The organism is Neobacillus sp. DHD-1R (assembly GCF_057747995.1).
This window is the reverse complement of the sequence record NZ_CM173232.1, coordinates 3,241,538-3,259,745: the sequence shown is the minus strand read 5'-3', so window position 1 is coordinate 3,259,745 and position 18,208 is coordinate 3,241,538. Positions and strand designations below refer to the sequence as shown.

Below are 18,208 nucleotides of genomic sequence, written 5' to 3'. Positions count from 1 at the left end.
TGCTCTTTTTTTAGGAAAGAAAGGCGAAACGGTGATAAAGATGTTTGCATATATTGATAAGTAGAAGAAAATTGTGAGGTGTGAAACCAATGATTACCGCCCAAATAGGCAGTAAAACCTATCAAATGCCCGATAATCTTGAGGAATATTTTCATCCGTTTCGCTCACATGTGATTGGATTGAACCAAGAATTTGATTCACCTTATGGAAAAAAGAAAATAATCTATGCAGACTGGACAGCAAGCGGACGTTTGTACAGGCCAATTGAACAAAAAATCACCGATGTTTTCGGGCCTTTTATGGCGAATACTCATACAGAATCAAACGTAACTAGTTTAATGATGACAGGAATATATAAACAATCTCGAACCATTATTAAGGAACATGTAAATGCAGACCAGCATGACGTTGTGATCCTGGATGGTTTCGGAATGACTTCTGTTATTAATAAACTGCAGCGAATCTTAGGATTAAGAGTACCAGAAAAATGGAGAAATCGCCTCGAAATTCAGAATAGTGAAAGACCGATCATTTTCTTAACTCATATGGAGCATCATTCGAATCAAACATCTTGGCTCGAGACAATTGCAGATGTTGTGATAATAAATCCAGATGCGAATGGTAGGGTGGATATAAATCACTTAAAACAACTGCTTAAAATTTATAAGGAGCGACCTTTAAAAATAGGTTCATTTACAGCCTGTTCTAATGTAACAGGCATTCAACCCCCCTATCACCAACTAGCGAAAATCATGCATCAACACGGAGGTTTTTGTTTAGTTGATTTTGCTGCATCGGCACCATATGTAAAAATAAATATGCACCCGGAAGATCAGCTTGAAAAATTGGATGCTATCTTTTTCTCGCCTCATAAGTTTTTAGGGGGACCTGGTTCAAGCGGGGTATTAGTATTTGATTCAAGATTATATAAAAACCAGATTCCTGACCATCCAGGAGGAGGAACGGTGACCTGGACCAATCCTTGGGGCGAGCATCATTATTATGAAGAAATTGAACTTCGAGAAGATGGTGGCACGCCTGGGATTTTACAAGCGATTCGGACCGCATTATGCCTGAATTTGAAGGAGAAAATGGGTGTTGATAATATATTAAACAGAGAAAAGGAGCAGCTAAGCCTGTTATTTTCGGGAATGGAACAGATTCCAGGTCTTCATGTACTTGATGGTCAAAAGAACAATCGGATTGGGATTGTATCTTTTTACATCGAAAACATTCATTACAATTTAATCGTCCGCTTACTCAATGATCGTTTCGGAATTCAAGTAAGGGGTGGATGTTCATGTGCGGGGACGTATGGACACTATCTTTATCAAATCGATAAAGATGCCTCTAAGCAGATTATGACAAAAGTAAATGAGGGTGATTTGTCGTTAAAGCCTGGCTGGGTACGTTTTTCATTACATCCTGTCATGAAAAATGATGAAATCATCCTTTTTGTAAAAGCCTTGAAGGAAATTGTCAAAAATATTGAGGAGTGGAAAAGAGATTATTTATACGATCCACCAAGTAATGATTATTTTTATATTAACCATATTAGAGAAGACATGTCTTCATTCTTTCGGTTTGAATGAAAATGGGTCATTTAGGACCATTTTTGGAGTTTTTATTTTAAACTATTTGAAGGTATTTATAAGAACCAATTCTATCTCAGTCAACCGCAAACTTGTATGGGCATATGCTATCAGAAGAAAGGGGTGAGAGCATGATTCATATAGTAAAACCCGGTGAAACCATGAGTATCCTATCAGCGAACTATCGTGTTAGCCTTCAACGCCTATATACCGCAAATCCTGGAGTCGGACAATTACATGTGGGTCAAAAAATCCAAATTCCTGGTCTGCCTGAGCCTAGTACTATTCCATATACCATTCAAATATCGGTAGGAAAACGAAGACTCACATTATATCAAAGTGGAAAGTCAGTGAAAATTTTTCCAATTGCAGTTGGAAAAATGCTAACTAACACCCCAACAGGGGATTTTGTTATTGTTAACCGGCAATATAATCCCGGCGGTCCATTTGGTGTTTTGTGGCTTTCCTTATCGAAACAGGGCTACGGCATTCATGGTACAAACGATCCAAGTTCGATTGGAAAAGCGGTCTCTCATGGATGTGTTAGGATGTATAACCGAGATGTATTGCAGCTTTCTGACATGGTCCCCAATGGAACACGGGTTATTATTCGTCCCTAAGCTTTTAAATCTGAAATTTATAAATAAAGGAATTAGCAAAAAGAGGATGTCTCAAAAGGGTCTTTACCCATTATTTTGAGACATCCTCTTTCATATTATTATTTTATAATTATTCAGCTTTTGCTGCTTGGATTTGTAGGTTGATCTTAACTTTGTCTCCAACAAGAACTCCGCCAGTTTCAAGGCCTGCATTCCAAACTAACCCATAGTCAGAACGGTTTAATGTACCTTGTGCACTGAATCCAACCTTTTCATTACCCCATGGATCTTTTCCTTGACCTTCAAAAGTAACTGCAAATGTTTCTTGTTTTGTTACACCACGAAGAGTCAAATCACCAGTCACATTGTATTCACCTTCGTCAGTTTTTTCAATGCTCGTTGATTTAAAAGTCATATTAGGATGATTTTCAACATCGAAGAAATCTCCAGATACCAAGTGTGCATCACGATCCTTACTGCGGGTGTCTATACTTGATGTTTCAACTGAGAATTCAATGTTTGCAGATGTTAAATCAGTTGGGTCTGCTTCAATTGTTGCAGTAAAGCTGTTGAAAGTACCTTTAACGTTAGCAATCATCATGTGACGAACAGAAAAATCTACACTGCTGTGTGCCGGGTCAAGAGCCCATTTAGTTTTTGTCATTTTCATTTTCCTCCATTTTGTTTTGAATTACTTTATCTCGAATTAAAAATAACTAACTTCAAGATAAATTATATGTTGATTGGCACTATATTGTCAAATGTTTTTTTATTAATTTTTTTTTGGTTTTTTTCTAATACTATTTTAATAAGGAATCCTAAGGAGGGTGATTTTCTTGAGGATAATAAAAAGAAATAGCATACCTTTTTTAATATTACTTTTAATTCATACCTTCCTATTTGGTTTAACCTTTTATAAGGGGAAGAATAAAAAAAATATTATTATTTTACTCTTGTCGAACATGGGATTAGCGTATTTATTTGAGTTTTTTGTTCTAAACTTATTCAAGGCTTACAAGTATAAACCTAAAATAATAAAAAATTATTCTTTAGATAATATATTTGGTGCTTTTTTATCCCAATCGATATTTGTACCGTTTACAGCAGTCTACTTTACGATTTCGAAATCAGGATGGCCCGCTAAGATATTCGGAGGTATTTACTTTTCAATAATTGAGTTACTATTTTTAAGGTTAGGGGTATACAAACATAATTGGTGGAAAACCGTATTTACCTTATTTCTACTTCCCTTATATTTTAAATGGAGTGATTTCTGGTATAAATGCATAGTAAACAAAAATGAAATCGTTCGTTTTATTTCCTTTTTTTTAATGATCATGGTTTCAGAAACAGATTTATTTTTAATTTTAGCCTATCTTCGTAAAATTCGTTTTGGTTTAGGGAAGTATCATGCGTGGACGGAACATTTTATTATATCTCCTTTATATTCCATATCCCTATCGCTATATACTGCTTTTACTCTGAAAAAGCAAAATAATAGGAGGGCGAAGTTAAAAACTATTCTGTTTGCGGCATGCTTATATCAATTTTTTGTAAGGATAAAGTTATTAAAGAATGACCTTAAATTTATCGAATATATTATAGTTAGAATTCTAATGATTCTTTTGTATGGGCGATATAGTGAGTGGGTATTTACAACTGGAGTGAAAAAAAGGAAGTAAAAAAACGCCTTATAGGCGTTTCTGTATGTTTATAAAATGTTCCTCTTGAAAAACGGGTTAGGACATGATAAAATGACATTTGCACAAAATGTTAATGTTAAAAACATTTATAAAATTTCTATTATAACATTAACATATATATTTAGTGTTGTCAAGCAAAGGTATCTAATTTAATCTGGAGAGTGGTTGAATGAGCGATTTACAAAAGGACTGGATAATGGAGCAAGAACGAGTTCGTTCAGTTGTAAAAGTAATTAACCTTAAGGAAAATAACGTAAAGCAAAATACTGGGGTAATACGCTCAGATGTACTCGAAATTAGAAAAACCTTTTGGGAAGATGTAACGGTAAATACCGATGAACCGGATGATATGATTGAAACGGCTGCAAGTATAAAACAGCAAGCGGAATTACTATCGGAACGTGAGCGTACACATAAACATTTGGATCAACATCTTAAAACCCTTGCACGGTTAAAATACTCCCCATATTTCGGGCGAATTGATTTTTTTGAAGAAGGGGAAAAATCCTCTGATCACGTCTATTTGGGCATTGCTTCTTTAATGGATGAACACGACGAACAATTCCTTATCTATGATTGGCGTGCACCTATCTCTAGTTTATATTATGACTATTCACCAGGACCAGCTCACTATAATACCCCTGAAGGGATCATCGAAGGGGAAATGACATTAAAACGTCAATTTATAATCAGGGGTTCAGAAATTAAAGGAATGTTTGATACAGGAGTAACGATTGGGGATGAAATGCTTCAGGAAGTCCTCGGAAACAATGCCAGTACACAAATGAAAAGCATTGTGGCTACCATTCAGCGTGAGCAAAACGAAATTATTCGTAATGAGCGAGGTAAATTCCTTATCGTCCAAGGAGTGGCAGGAAGCGGCAAGACTTCTGCTGCCTTGCAGCGGGTAGCGTATTTACTCTATCGGTATAGGGGCACGTTGAACGCTGAAAATATCATGCTTTTTTCGCCAAATCCACTTTTTAATAGTTATGTAGCGACAGTGCTTCCTGAACTAGGTGAAGAAAATATGCAGCAATCCACTTTTCAGGAATACTTAAATCACCGGCTGGGAAAACCGTATGATGTAGAGGATCCATTTGCACAAATGGAGTTTTTACTTAATGAGGAAGTTGTGGCGGATTATGAAACAAGAGTAGAGGGAATACGTTTCAAGGCTAGTTTGGATTTTAAAGCCATTATCGACCAATATGTGTCCGATTTATCCCGAAAAGGCTTAATCTTTAAGGATCTAATTTTTCGAGGGGATATCATAATTTCGAAAAAAGAAATTCATGACTACTTTTATTCTTTGGAAGGAAGCGATTCTATTCCAAATCGTGTTCAGCTGGTTAAAGATTGGTTGTTAAAAGAACTAAAGCGAGCCGTGAAACGAGAACGTTCAAGAAGCTGGGTAGAGGAAGAAGTACAATTTCTCGATAAAGAAGACTATATGGAAGCATATAAGAAGCTTCAAGAAAAAAATAGATTTACCGATAATACTTTCGATGATTTTGAGCGAGAACAAAGACTCCTTGCGGAAATGGTTGTAAAAGAAAAATTCAAGCCATTATTTAAAAGAGTAAAGAATTTAAAATTCATTAATATGACTCAGATTTACCTGCAACTATTTAATCAAGTTGATATATTTAATGAATGCCTTCCATCTGACTGGAGGATGATTAGCAAACAGACCTTGGAGAAATTTAATAATAGGGTGATTCCCTATGAAGATGCGACGCCATATGTTTACTTACAGGATTTAATTGAAGGTAGAAAATCCAACACAGCGATTCGCCATATCTTTATTGATGAAGCCCAAGATTATTCTCCATTTCAGTTTGCCTTTATTCAACGGTTGTTTCCTTACAGTAAAATGACGCTGCTCGGTGACTACAATCAAGCGATCTTTTCAGGGGCAACCGGCTCAGCAACAGTTCTCACAGATTTGAACATTAGCAGTGAGGATATTGAAACATATGTTTTAACAAAAACCTATCGTTCCACAAGAGAAATAGTCGAATTTACAAGCGGATTAATTGATGGGGGCGAAAAAATAGAACCATTTAATCGTAAAGGAAAAAAACCGGTCGTTGAACGGGTGAGGCATGACAGGATTAATACTGCAATACTTGAAAAAATAAGTAAATGGAAGAATGAGGGCCATCATACCATAGCGATAATTTGTAGGAATGCTGCTGAAAGTAAAAAGGTTTATGAGGAACTTAAAAATGATATTCCGCTCCATTTAATTGAAAAAGGGACTGTTTCCTATGAACAAGGGAATATTGTCATCCCATCCTATCTTGCAAAAGGGATAGAATTTGACGCAGTCATTCTTTATAATTGTTCACAATATAAAAGCGAAAGGGAGCGGAAATTATTCTACACTGTATGTACCCGTGCGATGCATGAGCTGTACATGTTTACAACTGAAGGAATAAGTCCACTCATGAATTCAGTACCAATGGAAACTTACGATTTAATCTAGGTAAGTAAAAAGCTGCTGATCATAGACCTGCAGCTTTTACTGAATTTGATTTATTTTTTCCATTGTTTTTCGACTTGTTCAAAGGCAAGTCGAAAAATTTCATCATCAGATGTGTCCCGATGAGTAATAACATTTGTCAAATAGCTTTTACCTTCTAGCTTTATTGTTACTTCCACTTGTACCATAAAAAATCACCTTTCTTTTAAAAAATATATAGTTCGTTTGTTTTACACATGTACTTTTTAATAGCACAATGTTCCAAAATATTAAGCTAACACCATATGTATGACAAAAATCGTTCGACATTTGTCATAGAACGAGGCTGGTCTGTTATAATGGTGGATAATGATAAGATCCAATGGGAGTGTAATAATACCAATGAATTTCGAAAATATAGAAAAGGAAACGTTGTATATAGCTCTTGAAATAATCAATTCGAATCCAGAATACAATTTGTTGGAAAATGGAAAGGAAGCAAGAACACTTGCTGAAATGGAAGAAGAGTTTTTAAATCCGAACACCATTAGTGCTTTTATAAAGCTAGATGATACATATATAGGAGTCATTGATTACATGCTAGAGAATCCGAAAGATCATATACCATGGCTTGGGCTATTAATGATTCATAGTGATTATCAAGGCTATGGTTTTGGTGCACAGGCCTATGCACTTTATGAACAAGAGATGCGAAATCGAGGTTTGGCTAAACTTCGAATGGGTGTTCTGAGTGGAAATTCAAAAGAACACCAATTTTGGGAATCTTTAGGTTTTAACTATTATAAAACATCTTCTGAACAATATGGAGGTGGTATATTATGTTACCAAAAAATATTAGTGTAGAGTACTCTCGAAACTAAACTTTAAACCTCAATCACCATAAATTCTTCGGCAAAGAGTTGAACCTGATTTTTATCTATTCTGTTCTTTTTTAATGAGGATTCGGCAATCAATAAGTATGCTTGAATCGTTCCATTCTTTTTTAAATCACGAATTGATACTTCGCCATTTAATAATTGAATGGCTTTTTCTTGAATGTCTTGATTCTTAGAAGTTTTGTAAAGTAGGTAGGCAATACAAGTAATCTTGTCCACAAAGATCCCTCCGCTTAAGAATCGATTATTTCTTAATTAATTCGACTACAATTTAACTATTTCCTGCTAATTTTCAGAAAATTTTAATTAAAAGTGAAATTAACGGGAAAATTTGTTGGTTATTGCTTATTTGGTATAATATTTTATATAATATTGTAGGGATAAAAGAAGAACGATGATAGTCTGAGGAATTTTACCTTTCGTCCCGATTGGGATGAAGGTTTTTTTATTTAGCAACAATAAACTTAAGCTTAAAAAAGAGAAAGACTATCAGCGAAAACCTTATACATATAAATTAGGAGGAAATTTAATGAAACAGACCTTAATTAAGGATTTGTACAGAAATACAGAAAGTTACTTGGATCAAAAAGTACAACTATCAGGCTGGATTCGTACTATTCGCGATTCTAAAACATTTGGGTTTATTGAATTGAATGACGGCAGCTTTTTTAAAGGGGTGCAGATTGTATTTGATGAGCAATTGAACAACTTTAAGGACATTACAAAGCTTCCAATTAGTTCATCTATCAAGGTAGAGGGAGATTTTATTTATACACCTCAGGCAAAGCAGCCATTTGAAATAAAAGCAACAGAAATTTCCATCGAGGGTACATCGAATGTTGATTATCCATTACAGAAGAAAAAGCATTCATTCGAATATTTAAGAACCATTGCCCATTTACGTCCAAGGACTAATACTTTTGCGGCAGTTTTTCGGATTAGATCTTTAGCATCATATGCGATTCATAAATTTTTCCAAGATAAAGGTTTTGTTTATGTCCACTCGCCAATTATTACTGGCAGTGATACAGAAGGTGCAGGCGAAATGTTCCGAGTAACAACACTTGATATGGACAATCTTCCTAAAAATGAAGAAGGTAAAACGGATGTATCCAAGGACTTCTTTAATAAAGAAACGAATCTTACCGTTAGCGGCCAGCTTTCTGCTGAGGCATTTGCGTTGGCATTCCGTAATGTCTATACTTTTGGTCCAACGTTTAGAGCAGAAAATTCTAACACGGCAAGACATGCTGCTGAATTTTGGATGATTGAACCTGAACTTGCATTTGCTGAGCTTCCAGATATCATGGATCTAGCAGAAGAGATGGTGAAATATGTAATTGGATATATTTTAGAACAAGCTCCCGAAGAAATGAACTTCTTTAATAGCTTTATTGAAAAAGGCTTGTTAGATCGTTTAAATAATGCCCATACAGCAAACTTTGGACGTGTAACGTATACAGAAGCAATTGAGTTATTGAAGGAATCCGGCGAAACCTTTGCGTATCCAGTGGAGTGGGGACTTGACCTGCAAACAGAGCATGAACGCTATTTGTGCGAAAAAGTATTCAAACGCCCTGTATTTGTAACAGACTATCCAAAAGAAATTAAAGCGTTCTACATGCGCTTAAATGAAGACGATAAAACAGTTGCTGCAACAGACTTACTTGTACCAGGTATCGGTGAATTGATTGGCGGAAGTCAGCGTGAAGAGAGAGAAGAAATTCTTGCTGGTAAAATTAAAGATCTTGGTATGAATGAGGCAGATTATTGGTGGTACCTTGAATTGAGAAAATACGGTGGTACGAAACATTCAGGCTATGGCCTAGGGTTTGAAAGGTTAATTATGTACTTAACTGGAATGACTAATATTAGAGACGTGATCCCATTCCCAAGAACAACAGGCAATGCTGAATTTTAAAAAGAGAAACAAAAAGAAGACCTATTCGCTGAATGGGTCTTCTTTCATGTGAACAATTTCGGTTTAAAAAACTTGGAGTTCTTCTTCGAAAAAAAATGTACCAGGATGTTCTTTAACGATATAAGAATATCTTTTCATATTTTTTACATACTGCCATTTTAAGATTGTAACAACCTCACCAGTTTCGATAATGTTCACAGTTTGACCATTATTGTATCGATTATTTGAGTTCTTCAATTTTAACACCCCTTTAAAATTACATCTTAATTATAACACAAAAATATGGGGCACGTTTTGTTCGTGAATTAGTATTTGTTAAGCAAATGAAAGACAGGGACCTATTAACCTTTCCATTATAATGTAATTATGGTATGCTTTACAAAAGCGAGGTGTCATTTTGACCAATTATAAAGCTAAAAAAAGTAACCTCAAAGATTTATTATCAAAAAGTGGAATGGATCTAGATAATTTGGAAAGGAATACAAATATTCCTAGGAGTCAACTCGACGACTACTTGTCAAAGAAGGTAATGAACCTAAACACGGCAATGACTATTTCCAAAGAATTAAATTGCAAGATTGAAGATCTATACGTTTGGACTGCAAAGGAAAGTTAATACTACCCTAGCTATGCAAAAAAGCAGACCCATTGAGGATCTGCTTTTATTATGCACATTTTTATCTAATTTATCGAGGTAATTAAACAGTTAAATCGCATTTCTCTAAGGGAATAACCTTAGTCTTTTTCAAGAATTTATACCCTAGCCATAAAATTAGGAAAAGTGGTAAGCCAATATAAGAAACCAACACACCATTCCAATCAATGTGGTCACCCATAAAAGCGGAATAATTTTGACCTAAAACGACAAATGCACAAACGGCAAAAGCGAAAATCGGGCCAAATGGGAATAATTTAGATTTATAAGGTAATAAATTTAGATCTTTTCCTTGTGCAACAAAAGCTTTGCGGAATCGATAGTGACAAATGGCGATTCCGAGCCATGCGATAAAGCCAGACATACCAGAAGCATTCAAAAGCCATACATAGACAACACCATCCCCAAAGAAAGAAGCTAGAAAGGCAAGTGTTCCTACTAAAGTTGTAGCAATTAATGCATTTACAGGGACACCATTTTTATTAAGCTTACCTAAAAATTTTGGTGCTTTACCTTGTCGAGCTAAATCCCAAAGCATCCGTGTAGAAGCATACATTCCAGAATTACCGGCCGATAATACTGCTGTTAAGATAACAGCATTCATGACAGAAGCGGCAAAGGCAATTCCTGCTTTTTGAAATACAAGGGTAAATGGGCTTACGGTTATATCTCCATTTGCCAAATTTCCATTTGTATAAGGAATGAGCAGGCCGATAACAAAAATAGCTAATACATAAAATAAAAGAATCCGCCAAAATACTGATCGTACTGCCCGTGGTATTGATTTTTTGGGGTCGTCTGTTTCTCCCGCAGCGACTCCTAAAAGCTCAGTTCCTTGGAATGAGAAGCCAGCGGCCATAAAGATGCCAAGCATGGACATAAAGCCGCCATGAAAGGGAGCATCACCAATTGTGAAGTTTTTAAAGCCAATGGCATGATCTCCCATAATACCAAAAATCATCAATGTCCCAGTAATAATAAAAATGATGACCGTTATGACTTTAATAAGCGAGAACCAGTATTCAGCTTCTCCAAACCCTTTTACGGATAGATAATTTAACAAGAACATAATGACTAAAAAGAGACTGCTCCATACTAATGATGGGGTGTTCGGAAACCAGTATTTCATAATCATTGTTACAGCAGCTAATTCTGCTGCAATGGTAATGGCCCAGTTATACCAGTAATTCCAACCGAGCGCAAAACCAAAGGCAGGATCAACAAATTTAGTTGCATACGTACTAAAGCTTCCGGCCACTGGCATGTAAGTACCCATTTCGGCTAAGCCTTGCATTAAGAAGTAAACCATTACACCAATAACAAGATAGGAAAGGATAGCTCCACCCGGTCCGGCCGAATGAATCGCACCACCGCTTGCCAGGAATAGTCCGGTTCCAATCGTTCCCCCTAACGAAATCATTGTAAGGTGACGTGATTTTAAACTCCGTTTTAGTTCCGTAGTTTCCGCATGGTTACCTGTATATACTTGTTTATCAAGATTTCTTGCTGTTTGTGATTGCATATCAATACTCCTTTATCTTTTTCTTATTTCTTTCATTAGAAGGAGTTTTGGAATAAAAAAATGCCATCGAAGTAGAATCGATGGCATCGTAAATACCCCGCATCATACCTTCCGAAAGATAGCTCAACACGCATGACTGGTAGGGCCAAGCGTGACAGTTCTGTTCCTATTCGGAGACAGACCCAGCATGCTTTTTATAGAGATAAAAGCAAACTTCGGCAGCTTTTCCTTTCAAACGGAGTCAAGGATGTCTCTACATCTCGTCCACTTTACTAATAAAAACCGCGACCTCTACCTCATCGGTTTGATGAGGATTTAACTATAAAGTTATTATATTAATAAAGTATAATTATTATTTTAAAAATGTCAATCTATTTTATTTAAATAGGTTTAAGGAAAAAAATTTATTCTGTTAGTAGACAGATAATTGGTTCAATTTAAAAAAAACTGTTAAGTTTATTTAGATTAGAGAATTTAGTATGATTTTAAAATAGAAAATGCAGGTATTAGGAGGGTTTTTTACCATGCAAATTGTCGGAATCATTGTGGGTTCTCTTATCGTGGTAGGGGCATTTAATTTTTTCTTAATTCCCCATGAGGTGTTAAGTAGTGGTTTGAGCGGGATATCGATGTTATTAGGAATGATTACACCGCTTAATACTGGTTTGGCTAACTTCCTTTTGAATTTACCGATGATTATAATTGGATATAAAATTCTTGGCAAAAAGTTTGTCATGAATACCATTTTTTCAGTGTTGATCATTTCTGTAGGTCTTTATGTGGTGCCTATCATACCCTTTGCGAATGACACTATGCTTTCATCGATCTTCGGCGGTGCGCTCGCAGGTCTTGGGGTTGGAATTGTATTCCGTTCATCAGGATCAACGGGGGGCTTTGATATTATTGGCATGATCGTTTCAAGGAAAAAGGACTTTCCTATCGGGGTGTTACTTTCTGGTATGAATGGTGTTGTTATTATATTTAATGGATTCCTATTTAATTGGGACGCGGCTCTTAATACGTTAGTATCTATATATGTCACAGGTAAAGTAGTGGATGCCATTTATACAGATCATGCTAAATTAACCTTGATGATTATTACGGGAAAAGGTGAGGAAATGCGGGAACATTTGCTGACCAATTTGTACAGGGGACTTACCATAATGGATGGAGTTGGTGGGTATTCTAACGACAAACGGAATGTTTTAATGACAGTCATTTCTAGATATGAATTAAACGAGGTTAAAAATCTCATTTCCGAGGTGGACCCAAGTGCATTTGTTAATATCACAGAAACCATTGAGGTAATGGGGTTATTTCATCGACAGAGCCCTTCCTAGTTCATAAAAAGAGTTGCACTTTGCCTAAGTGCAACTCTTTTTTATTTGGATAATCGATTATGAATTTTCTCGATTTTTCATCCATTCTTGACGGTAGAAGCTTTTTAAAAGTAAGATGTTAAAAGAAACTTATTATTTGTAAGTGCAAGATTTAAGGAGGAAACTTTATGCAAACAAAAGTAAAGAAAAGTTTTACTGATGTGATGAAAGACCGTCACTCCGTAAGAAAATATGATCCAAGCTATCAAATTTCTAAACAAGAAATTAAAGATATAATAAAAGAAGCGACATCAGCACCATCATCAAGTAATCTTCAACCATGGCGCTTTATGGTGTTCCAAGACCAAGAAATTAAAAAAGACCTTAGAGTTATTGCATACAATCAAGAACAGGTGGAAACAGCATCGGCTGTAATTGCTGTACTAGGTGACAAGGAAATGTATAAGAGTATTGAGAAGGTATATCACAGTGCCCATGAAGCTGGTTTTATGGATGAAGCAAACATGGAGCGATTAATCGCCAGTGCCAATAATACGTATCCTAATGCACCTGAAGATATTCGAAAAAATATTGCTATGTTTGATGCAGGACTTGTGTCAATGCAATTAATGCTTATAGCTAAGGAAAGAGGGTATGATACTGTCCCCATGGGTGGATTTGATAAACAACAATTCATAGAAAAATTTAATGTTTCAGAACGTTTTTTCCCAATTGTATTAATTCCACTTGGTAAGGCGGCTGCCCCTGCATTTGGTTCAACACGGTTACCATTAGATGATGTATTGATCGAGTATAAATAATTAAAAAGAGGATGGCTCAAGGAAGGCAGACCCCACATTTAACACTCAATAGATTGTGGGGTTTAATCCTTTGGTTTGAGCTATCCTCTTTTTTTAATTGTTAATATATTTTTCAAATACAGTTCCAAAATCTTTAACTGAATATTGCTTTTTACTTTCTTCCAGCCATTGGAAGGCTGCCTGATTTAGCATTTTAAATTGAACAACCAGGTTGCTATCTGGACTTGTTACACGGCCAAGTGTAGTGGAGGCAATCTCCAAACTTTGTTTGGCAAATTGAAGACTGATTTCATTTTCATGTGAAATCTCCGAAATTTTAATAAGTGCTTTGTATAAATCCTTTATTTCCTCAATATGCTTTTTGTGGACATCAATCGAGAAAGGCGCTGAGCCAATTTTGAATTTTATCTCGACATCAATGTCGACCGTACCAGCTGTTTCAAGTTTTACATCGGAAATTCGATTTGTTGCATAACTATATCGGTGCAACATTCGTTTTTTACTTGTCGCACTTGTGCCATCCAAATGGATTAGGGCATTATTGGTAAAGCAGTATTCATCAGATTTTGATTTAATTAAAAAATAAATCTTTTCATTGTCTTCATGCATGACATAATCGTCTGCATCGACCTTATCGTAATCTTGCGGCTTAATAACAGAACCAACATCACTTAAACCTAAAATATCAGCGGCTACTTTTCCAAACATGGTACCAACCTCACTTTACTTTTTACTTTCTACTCCTATGTACGAATAAAGGAAACTAAAGTTTCAACGTTTGACCAACATCTCAACGACAAAATATTCTATGCTCCGATTGAAAGTTGATTCCTGTATTTTATTAGATATTAACATACAATTCAGAAATCTGATATACTTAAACAAATAAACCCAGTTGTAATTGTAGTTGGAGGATGTCCAATGTAAATAAACCTTACTTTTTATATTAAGAATTGAATAAAAGTGAGGGTGTGCAATGTCCATTTTTGTCGGAAAAAGAGCCTCTTTCCGGTTTCTTTGGGTTGGGCAAATGTTTGCCAATTTAGGCGATATTTTATATGTAGTTTGTTTAATAAAATTGATCTTTGATGCAACAGGTTCCGTGACCTATATGTCACTTGTTCCGTTCTTTAACACCATTTCTGGATTAATCAGTGGCTTATTAGTACCATTGGTCATAAACAAATACAAGCTAAAATCTATATTGTTTTTTTCACAAAGTGGAAAAACATTGTTGTTATTGGTATTGTGCTTAACTCCTTCAGTATTTAAAGATAGTTGGTTGTTTTGGATTTTTTTGCTACTTAGTTTAATAGCTTTTTTAGATGGCTGGGCAACTCCCGCTCGAAATGCCCTGGTTCCCAGTCTCGTTTAAGAAAGTAAACTTGTGAAAACCAATAGTTTACTCTCCATTAGCGATCAAATTGTTCAGCTAATTGCCTGGCCAATTGGAAGTATTATGCTAGTCATTCTTGGATCTGGGAAATTACTATGGTTACCATTTTGCTTATATCTTATTTCAACCATGTTTATGGGGTTCATAGTGCATATTGTTCATCAAACAGTTCAGGAAAACATGTCTCGTTTGGATGCCTTAAAAGAGGGATGGGGAATTATCTGGAATTCAAAACAGCTGAGAACGATTAGTTTAATGAATGCCCTTGAAACCTTTGCTAATGCGGTTTGGATAGCAGCTATCCTTTTTGTTTTCGTTTCCGAAGCTTTAAATAAAGGGGAGAATTGGTGGGGATTCATTAACGGTTACTTTTTTGCTGGAATGCTTGTTGAAGGATTGTTAATTTATCGTTTTTCACCCATTTTAGAAAGAAATTTAGGGAAGACCATTCTTTGGTCGACCTGTTGCTTAATTGCGATTACTTTTTTGTTTGGTACTACGTCAACTCCATGGTTTGCTCTAGTGTGTTCCTTTTTGTTTGGTCTTCCGCAAATGGCCCGTAATGTTGGGGAGAATACTATTATTCAAAATAGTGCTCGTGAGCAACTCCTCGCTAAAGTATATTCAGCTAGAGGTACATTGATTTTTGGCGCATTTGGACTTTCATCGCTTGTAATGGGATGGATAACTGAAGAAATTGGTGTAAGAGCAACATTCCTTGTGGCTGCGACCCTTTTTCTTTGCTCTTTTTTATTGGCATTAATAAGTAGAGAGTTTCTTTTTATGAGAACTAAAGGACGATAGGATTAAACACAAAATTAATTTTGGGAAATCACTTGATGGTTTCCCTTTTTTAGTAGAAAATACACTATATCTATATTGAAAAGGAGCGGTTACCCTGTTAATTCAATTCACAAAACAACAAAAAGATCAAATGATTTCTGAAATCCAGCGATTTTTTTATGAAGAAAGAAATGAAGAAATTGGTGTTATTGCAGCAGAAAATGCATTTGATTTTTTTAAAAATGAATTAGGACCTTACTTTTATAATGCAGCTGTCAAGGATGCCCGGCAATTAGTAGAACAAAGAATGTCTGTAATCGAAGAGGATTTGTTCTCACTGGAGAAAAAACTGTAAAAAAAGGAGACTGAAACATGCGGCCCATCATTATAGGCATATTGGCTGCCTTCTTTTTTGCATTTACCTTTATTTTGAACAGATCAATGGAATTGGCAGGAGGGAGCTGGATATGGAGTGCATCCTTAAGGTATTTTTTTATGATTCCTTTCCTTATCCTGATCGTAATTGCTAGAAAGAATTTAAAACCCTTGTATGTAGAAATGAAACAGCGGCCTGGTGCCTGGCTGCTCTGGAGTACGATTGGCTTTGGTTTGTTTTATGCACCCATTTGTTTTTCAGCTGCATTTGCCCCAGGCTGGTTAATTGCAGCAACCTGGCAAATTACGATTATCTCAGGGTCTTTGCTGGCACCACTTTTTTATGAAACTGTAAAAACAGGAACGTGCACCATTCAAATGAAGGGGATAATTCCGTTCAAGGGCTTAGGAATGTCATTAATTATTTTACTTGGTATTAGTTTAATGCAAATAGAACAAGTCAATCATTTGTCTATACTTTCTTTCGTATTAGGCGTAATACCTGTTGTTGTGGCATCATTTGCCTACCCATTAGGCAATAGAAAAATGATGGAGGTATGTGAAGGGCGTCTCGATGTTTTTCAGCGTGTATTAGGAATGACGCTCGCCAGCTTGCCCTTTTGGCTTGTTTTATCTGTTTATGGTTTAATTAAAGAGGGACCGCCAAGCTTGGGGCAAACCACCCAATCAGGACTTGTTGCCATATCCTCTGGCGTGATTGCGACAGTTCTATTTTTTCATGCAACTGACCTTGTTAGAGGAAACATGCAAAAGCTGGCAGCCGTTGAAGCTACACAATCTATGGAAGTATTATTCGCTGTAATAGGTGAATTGTTACTCTTACATTCGGTCATACCAACAGCGCTTTCATGGAGCGGGATGGCATTGGTAATGTTAGGAATGATCCTGCATAGCTACATATCAAATAAAATGGTAACGAGTAGGAATGTTAATGTATAGAGCAGCGAATCCTTATCAACTCAGATGATAAGGATTTTTTTATTCATTAATATTTCAGGTATGGTGATAGTTTATCAATTGATTCTTGAAGCAGTGCAGCATTTTTCTTATACATTGCTTTAGATGCATCGCTATTTGTCTCAAGAGAAAAGATTTCTAAATCTGCCTGTACCTTTTTTAAAGTCGCCAACAGTAAAGGACGTTGAGCGGGTTCAGGTACTTGTATTTTATCATCATATAAATCAACGGTGAGTTCACCAAACGAATCAACTTGACCTAGGAACACATTATCGAGAGTCACTCCTAGTTTGTCTAACTCGGTAATTAGCCAGCCTCTGCCTTTTCCTGCACATCGTAAGGACTCATCGATGACATTCCCATCCATAATAATTGTTTGGGGTTCTTTTTCATTGGGCATTTTCATTTGTAAATCCTTTGGTGTCAAAGGACGATTTTCTCTTTTTAATAAGGCACTTAAATTTCCACGTGGTTCTAAGACTGCAAATTCTACATCTGCGAACTTAAAAATATTCTTTTGCCGTAACAGCGCAGAAAGTTCATCAATTGTATACTTTTCTTTTTTTAAATTTTCTTCTAAAATTTTTCCATCTTGAATTACAACGGTACCTTTTCCTTCTGCCCAATCACTGAATTTTTTACTTTTAATGGATAAAAAATCCACTAAAAATGTTACTAAACCAAATACAGCAACAGCGAGAATACCGTGGTACATATTTGCTTCTAGTCCTGTAACCACCTCACCAGCAATACTTCCTATGGTAATACCGGCAACGTATTCAAAAAATGACAGCTCAGAAATTTGTTTCTTGCCAAGTACTTTTGTGGTAATAAATAAAAGCAACAAGAAAAGTAACGATCGACCAATAATAAAAGTCCAACCAGGCATAAATTTTCACCTCAAAATTTCAAGAACCTTTGTATTGTGGTTCATTTCGTTCAAGTTCTAAAATGCGATATTGCAGGTCCTTTTTTATATTTCCAATAGTTAAACTTGTTTCATGGAAAATAGCTTGAGCTTCCTTTTCAAGTGAATTTAATGCTAAAGAAGACAGCTGCGCTTCAATTCCTTTAATGGTAAAAAGACATTGCTTAACATTTGAAGCAATGGTCATAAGTAAAACTTCCTCTCATTGGATATGGAAAAAATGAAAAAGGGGCTGGCAGAACTGCCAACCGAT

The 18,208-nt window shown here is 35.8% G+C and carries 21 protein-coding genes and 1 riboswitch; of the genes, 13 read left to right on the top strand and 8 right to left on the bottom strand.

Translation table 11 applies throughout. The features are described 5' to 3' along the window. The first annotated feature begins 89 nt into the window (after positions 1-89). Entirely contained in the window at positions 90-1,592 is a 1,503-nt protein-coding gene (locus tag AC3ANL_RS15865) for an aminotransferase class V-fold PLP-dependent enzyme (protein ID WP_488325385.1), read from the top strand. Positions 1,593-1,723: 131 nt separating this feature from the next. Continuing rightward, the gene (locus AC3ANL_RS15860) at positions 1,724-2,212 is read left to right on the top strand and encodes a L,D-transpeptidase family protein (protein WP_488325384.1); all 489 of its coding nucleotides are present in this window, start codon (positions 1,724-1,726) and stop codon (positions 2,210-2,212) included. A gap of 109 nt (positions 2,213-2,321) precedes the next feature. Here AC3ANL_RS15860 and AC3ANL_RS15855 read toward each other — a convergent pair whose 3' ends face one another. Continuing rightward, complete coding sequence (locus AC3ANL_RS15855; protein WP_488325383.1) at positions 2,322-2,855, bottom strand: YceI family protein; 534 nt, start codon at positions 2,853-2,855, stop codon at positions 2,322-2,324. A 172-nt stretch (positions 2,856-3,027) separates the two neighbouring features. Here AC3ANL_RS15855 and AC3ANL_RS15850 point away from each other — a divergent pair, with 172 nt between their 5' ends. Then, entirely contained in the window at positions 3,028-3,873 is an 846-nt protein-coding gene (locus tag AC3ANL_RS15850; protein WP_488325382.1) for a hypothetical protein, read from the top strand. Between the two features lie 190 nt (positions 3,874-4,063). Continuing rightward, positions 4,064-6,385 carry an RNA polymerase recycling motor HelD gene (helD, locus tag AC3ANL_RS15845; RefSeq protein ID WP_488325381.1) on the top strand — a complete coding sequence of 774 codons (2,322 nt, stop codon included), beginning with the start codon at positions 4,064-4,066 and terminating at the stop codon, positions 6,383-6,385. A 50-nt stretch (positions 6,386-6,435) separates the two neighbouring features. Here the strand turns inward: helD and AC3ANL_RS15840 are convergent, their stop codons facing one another. After that, complete coding sequence (locus AC3ANL_RS15840; RefSeq protein WP_488325380.1) at positions 6,436-6,570, bottom strand: BA3454 family stress response protein; 135 nt, start codon at positions 6,568-6,570, stop codon at positions 6,436-6,438. Between the two features lie 193 nt (positions 6,571-6,763). Here AC3ANL_RS15840 and AC3ANL_RS15835 point away from each other — a divergent pair, with 193 nt between their 5' ends. Beyond that, positions 6,764-7,225 (top strand): GNAT family N-acetyltransferase, encoded by a 462-nt coding sequence (locus tag AC3ANL_RS15835; protein WP_488325379.1) that lies wholly within the window; start codon positions 6,764-6,766, stop codon positions 7,223-7,225. A 20-nt stretch (positions 7,226-7,245) separates the two neighbouring features. On the opposite strand, the gene AC3ANL_RS15830 is transcribed toward AC3ANL_RS15835, so the two are convergent. Then, positions 7,246-7,476 (bottom strand): hypothetical protein, encoded by a 231-nt coding sequence (locus tag AC3ANL_RS15830; RefSeq protein WP_488325378.1) that lies wholly within the window; start codon positions 7,474-7,476, stop codon positions 7,246-7,248. Positions 7,477-7,786: 310 nt separating this feature from the next. Here AC3ANL_RS15830 and asnS point away from each other — a divergent pair, with 310 nt between their 5' ends. Beyond that, positions 7,787-9,178 carry an asparagine--tRNA ligase gene (gene asnS / locus AC3ANL_RS15825; protein WP_488325377.1) on the top strand — a complete coding sequence of 464 codons (1,392 nt, stop codon included), beginning with the start codon at positions 7,787-7,789 and terminating at the stop codon, positions 9,176-9,178. 63 nt (positions 9,179-9,241) lie between these two features. On the opposite strand, the gene AC3ANL_RS15820 is transcribed toward asnS, so the two are convergent. Further along, on the bottom strand, positions 9,242-9,415 hold the full coding sequence (locus AC3ANL_RS15820; RefSeq protein ID WP_488325376.1) for a hypothetical protein: 174 nt from the start codon (positions 9,413-9,415) through the stop codon (positions 9,242-9,244). Between the two features lie 217 nt (positions 9,416-9,632). Between AC3ANL_RS15820 and AC3ANL_RS15815 the strand changes: the two genes are divergently transcribed. Beyond that, positions 9,633-9,794 carry a helix-turn-helix domain-containing protein gene (locus AC3ANL_RS15815; protein ID WP_488329743.1) on the top strand — a complete coding sequence of 54 codons (162 nt, stop codon included), beginning with the start codon at positions 9,633-9,635 and terminating at the stop codon, positions 9,792-9,794. An 82-nt stretch (positions 9,795-9,876) separates the two neighbouring features. On the opposite strand, the gene AC3ANL_RS15810 is transcribed toward AC3ANL_RS15815, so the two are convergent. Continuing rightward, complete coding sequence (locus AC3ANL_RS15810) at positions 9,877-11,355, bottom strand: amino acid permease (RefSeq protein WP_488325375.1); 1,479 nt, start codon at positions 11,353-11,355, stop codon at positions 9,877-9,879. 111 nt (positions 11,356-11,466) lie between these two features. Beyond that, positions 11,467-11,657: riboswitch (Lysine riboswitch) on the bottom strand. Positions 11,658-11,879: 222 nt separating this feature from the next. Between AC3ANL_RS15810 and AC3ANL_RS15805 the strand changes: the two genes are divergently transcribed. Both AC3ANL_RS15805 and AC3ANL_RS15800 read left to right on the top strand, forming a co-directional pair. After that, positions 11,880-12,695, top strand: a complete 816-nt coding sequence (locus AC3ANL_RS15805; protein WP_488325374.1) for a YitT family protein — start codon at positions 11,880-11,882, stop codon at positions 12,693-12,695. Between the two features lie 167 nt (positions 12,696-12,862). After that, on the top strand, positions 12,863-13,495 hold the full coding sequence (locus AC3ANL_RS15800) for a nitroreductase family protein (protein WP_488325373.1): 633 nt from the start codon (positions 12,863-12,865) through the stop codon (positions 13,493-13,495). Positions 13,496-13,588: 93 nt separating this feature from the next. Here the strand turns inward: AC3ANL_RS15800 and AC3ANL_RS15795 are convergent, their stop codons facing one another. Further along, positions 13,589-14,203, bottom strand: coding sequence for a PH domain-containing protein (locus AC3ANL_RS15795; RefSeq protein WP_488325372.1), 615 nt, complete (start codon positions 14,201-14,203; stop codon positions 13,589-13,591). Between the two features lie 268 nt (positions 14,204-14,471). Between AC3ANL_RS15795 and AC3ANL_RS15790 the strand changes: the two genes are divergently transcribed. The 4 genes from AC3ANL_RS15790 (at position 14,472) to AC3ANL_RS15775 (ending at position 17,009) form a co-directional block, all read left to right on the top strand. Then, entirely contained in the window at positions 14,472-14,870 is a 399-nt protein-coding gene (locus AC3ANL_RS15790) for a hypothetical protein (RefSeq protein ID WP_488325371.1), read from the top strand. Positions 14,871-14,882: 12 nt separating this feature from the next. Beyond that, entirely contained in the window at positions 14,883-15,695 is an 813-nt protein-coding gene (locus AC3ANL_RS15785; RefSeq protein ID WP_488325370.1) for an MFS transporter, read from the top strand. 130 nt (positions 15,696-15,825) lie between these two features. Then, a complete protein-coding gene (locus AC3ANL_RS15780) occupies positions 15,826-16,029 on the top strand; it encodes a DUF2164 domain-containing protein (protein WP_488325369.1) in 204 nt (67 codons plus the stop codon). A gap of 17 nt (positions 16,030-16,046) precedes the next feature. Beyond that, entirely contained in the window at positions 16,047-17,009 is a 963-nt protein-coding gene (locus AC3ANL_RS15775; RefSeq protein ID WP_488325368.1) for a DMT family transporter, read from the top strand. A gap of 46 nt (positions 17,010-17,055) precedes the next feature. On the opposite strand, the gene AC3ANL_RS15770 is transcribed toward AC3ANL_RS15775, so the two are convergent. Further along, on the bottom strand, positions 17,056-17,916 hold the full coding sequence (locus tag AC3ANL_RS15770; RefSeq protein WP_488325367.1) for a DUF421 domain-containing protein: 861 nt from the start codon (positions 17,914-17,916) through the stop codon (positions 17,056-17,058). Between the two features lie 19 nt (positions 17,917-17,935). Next, a complete protein-coding gene (locus AC3ANL_RS15765) occupies positions 17,936-18,142 on the bottom strand; it encodes a DUF1657 domain-containing protein (protein ID WP_488325366.1) in 207 nt (68 codons plus the stop codon). Positions 18,143-18,208 lie beyond the last annotated feature (66 nt).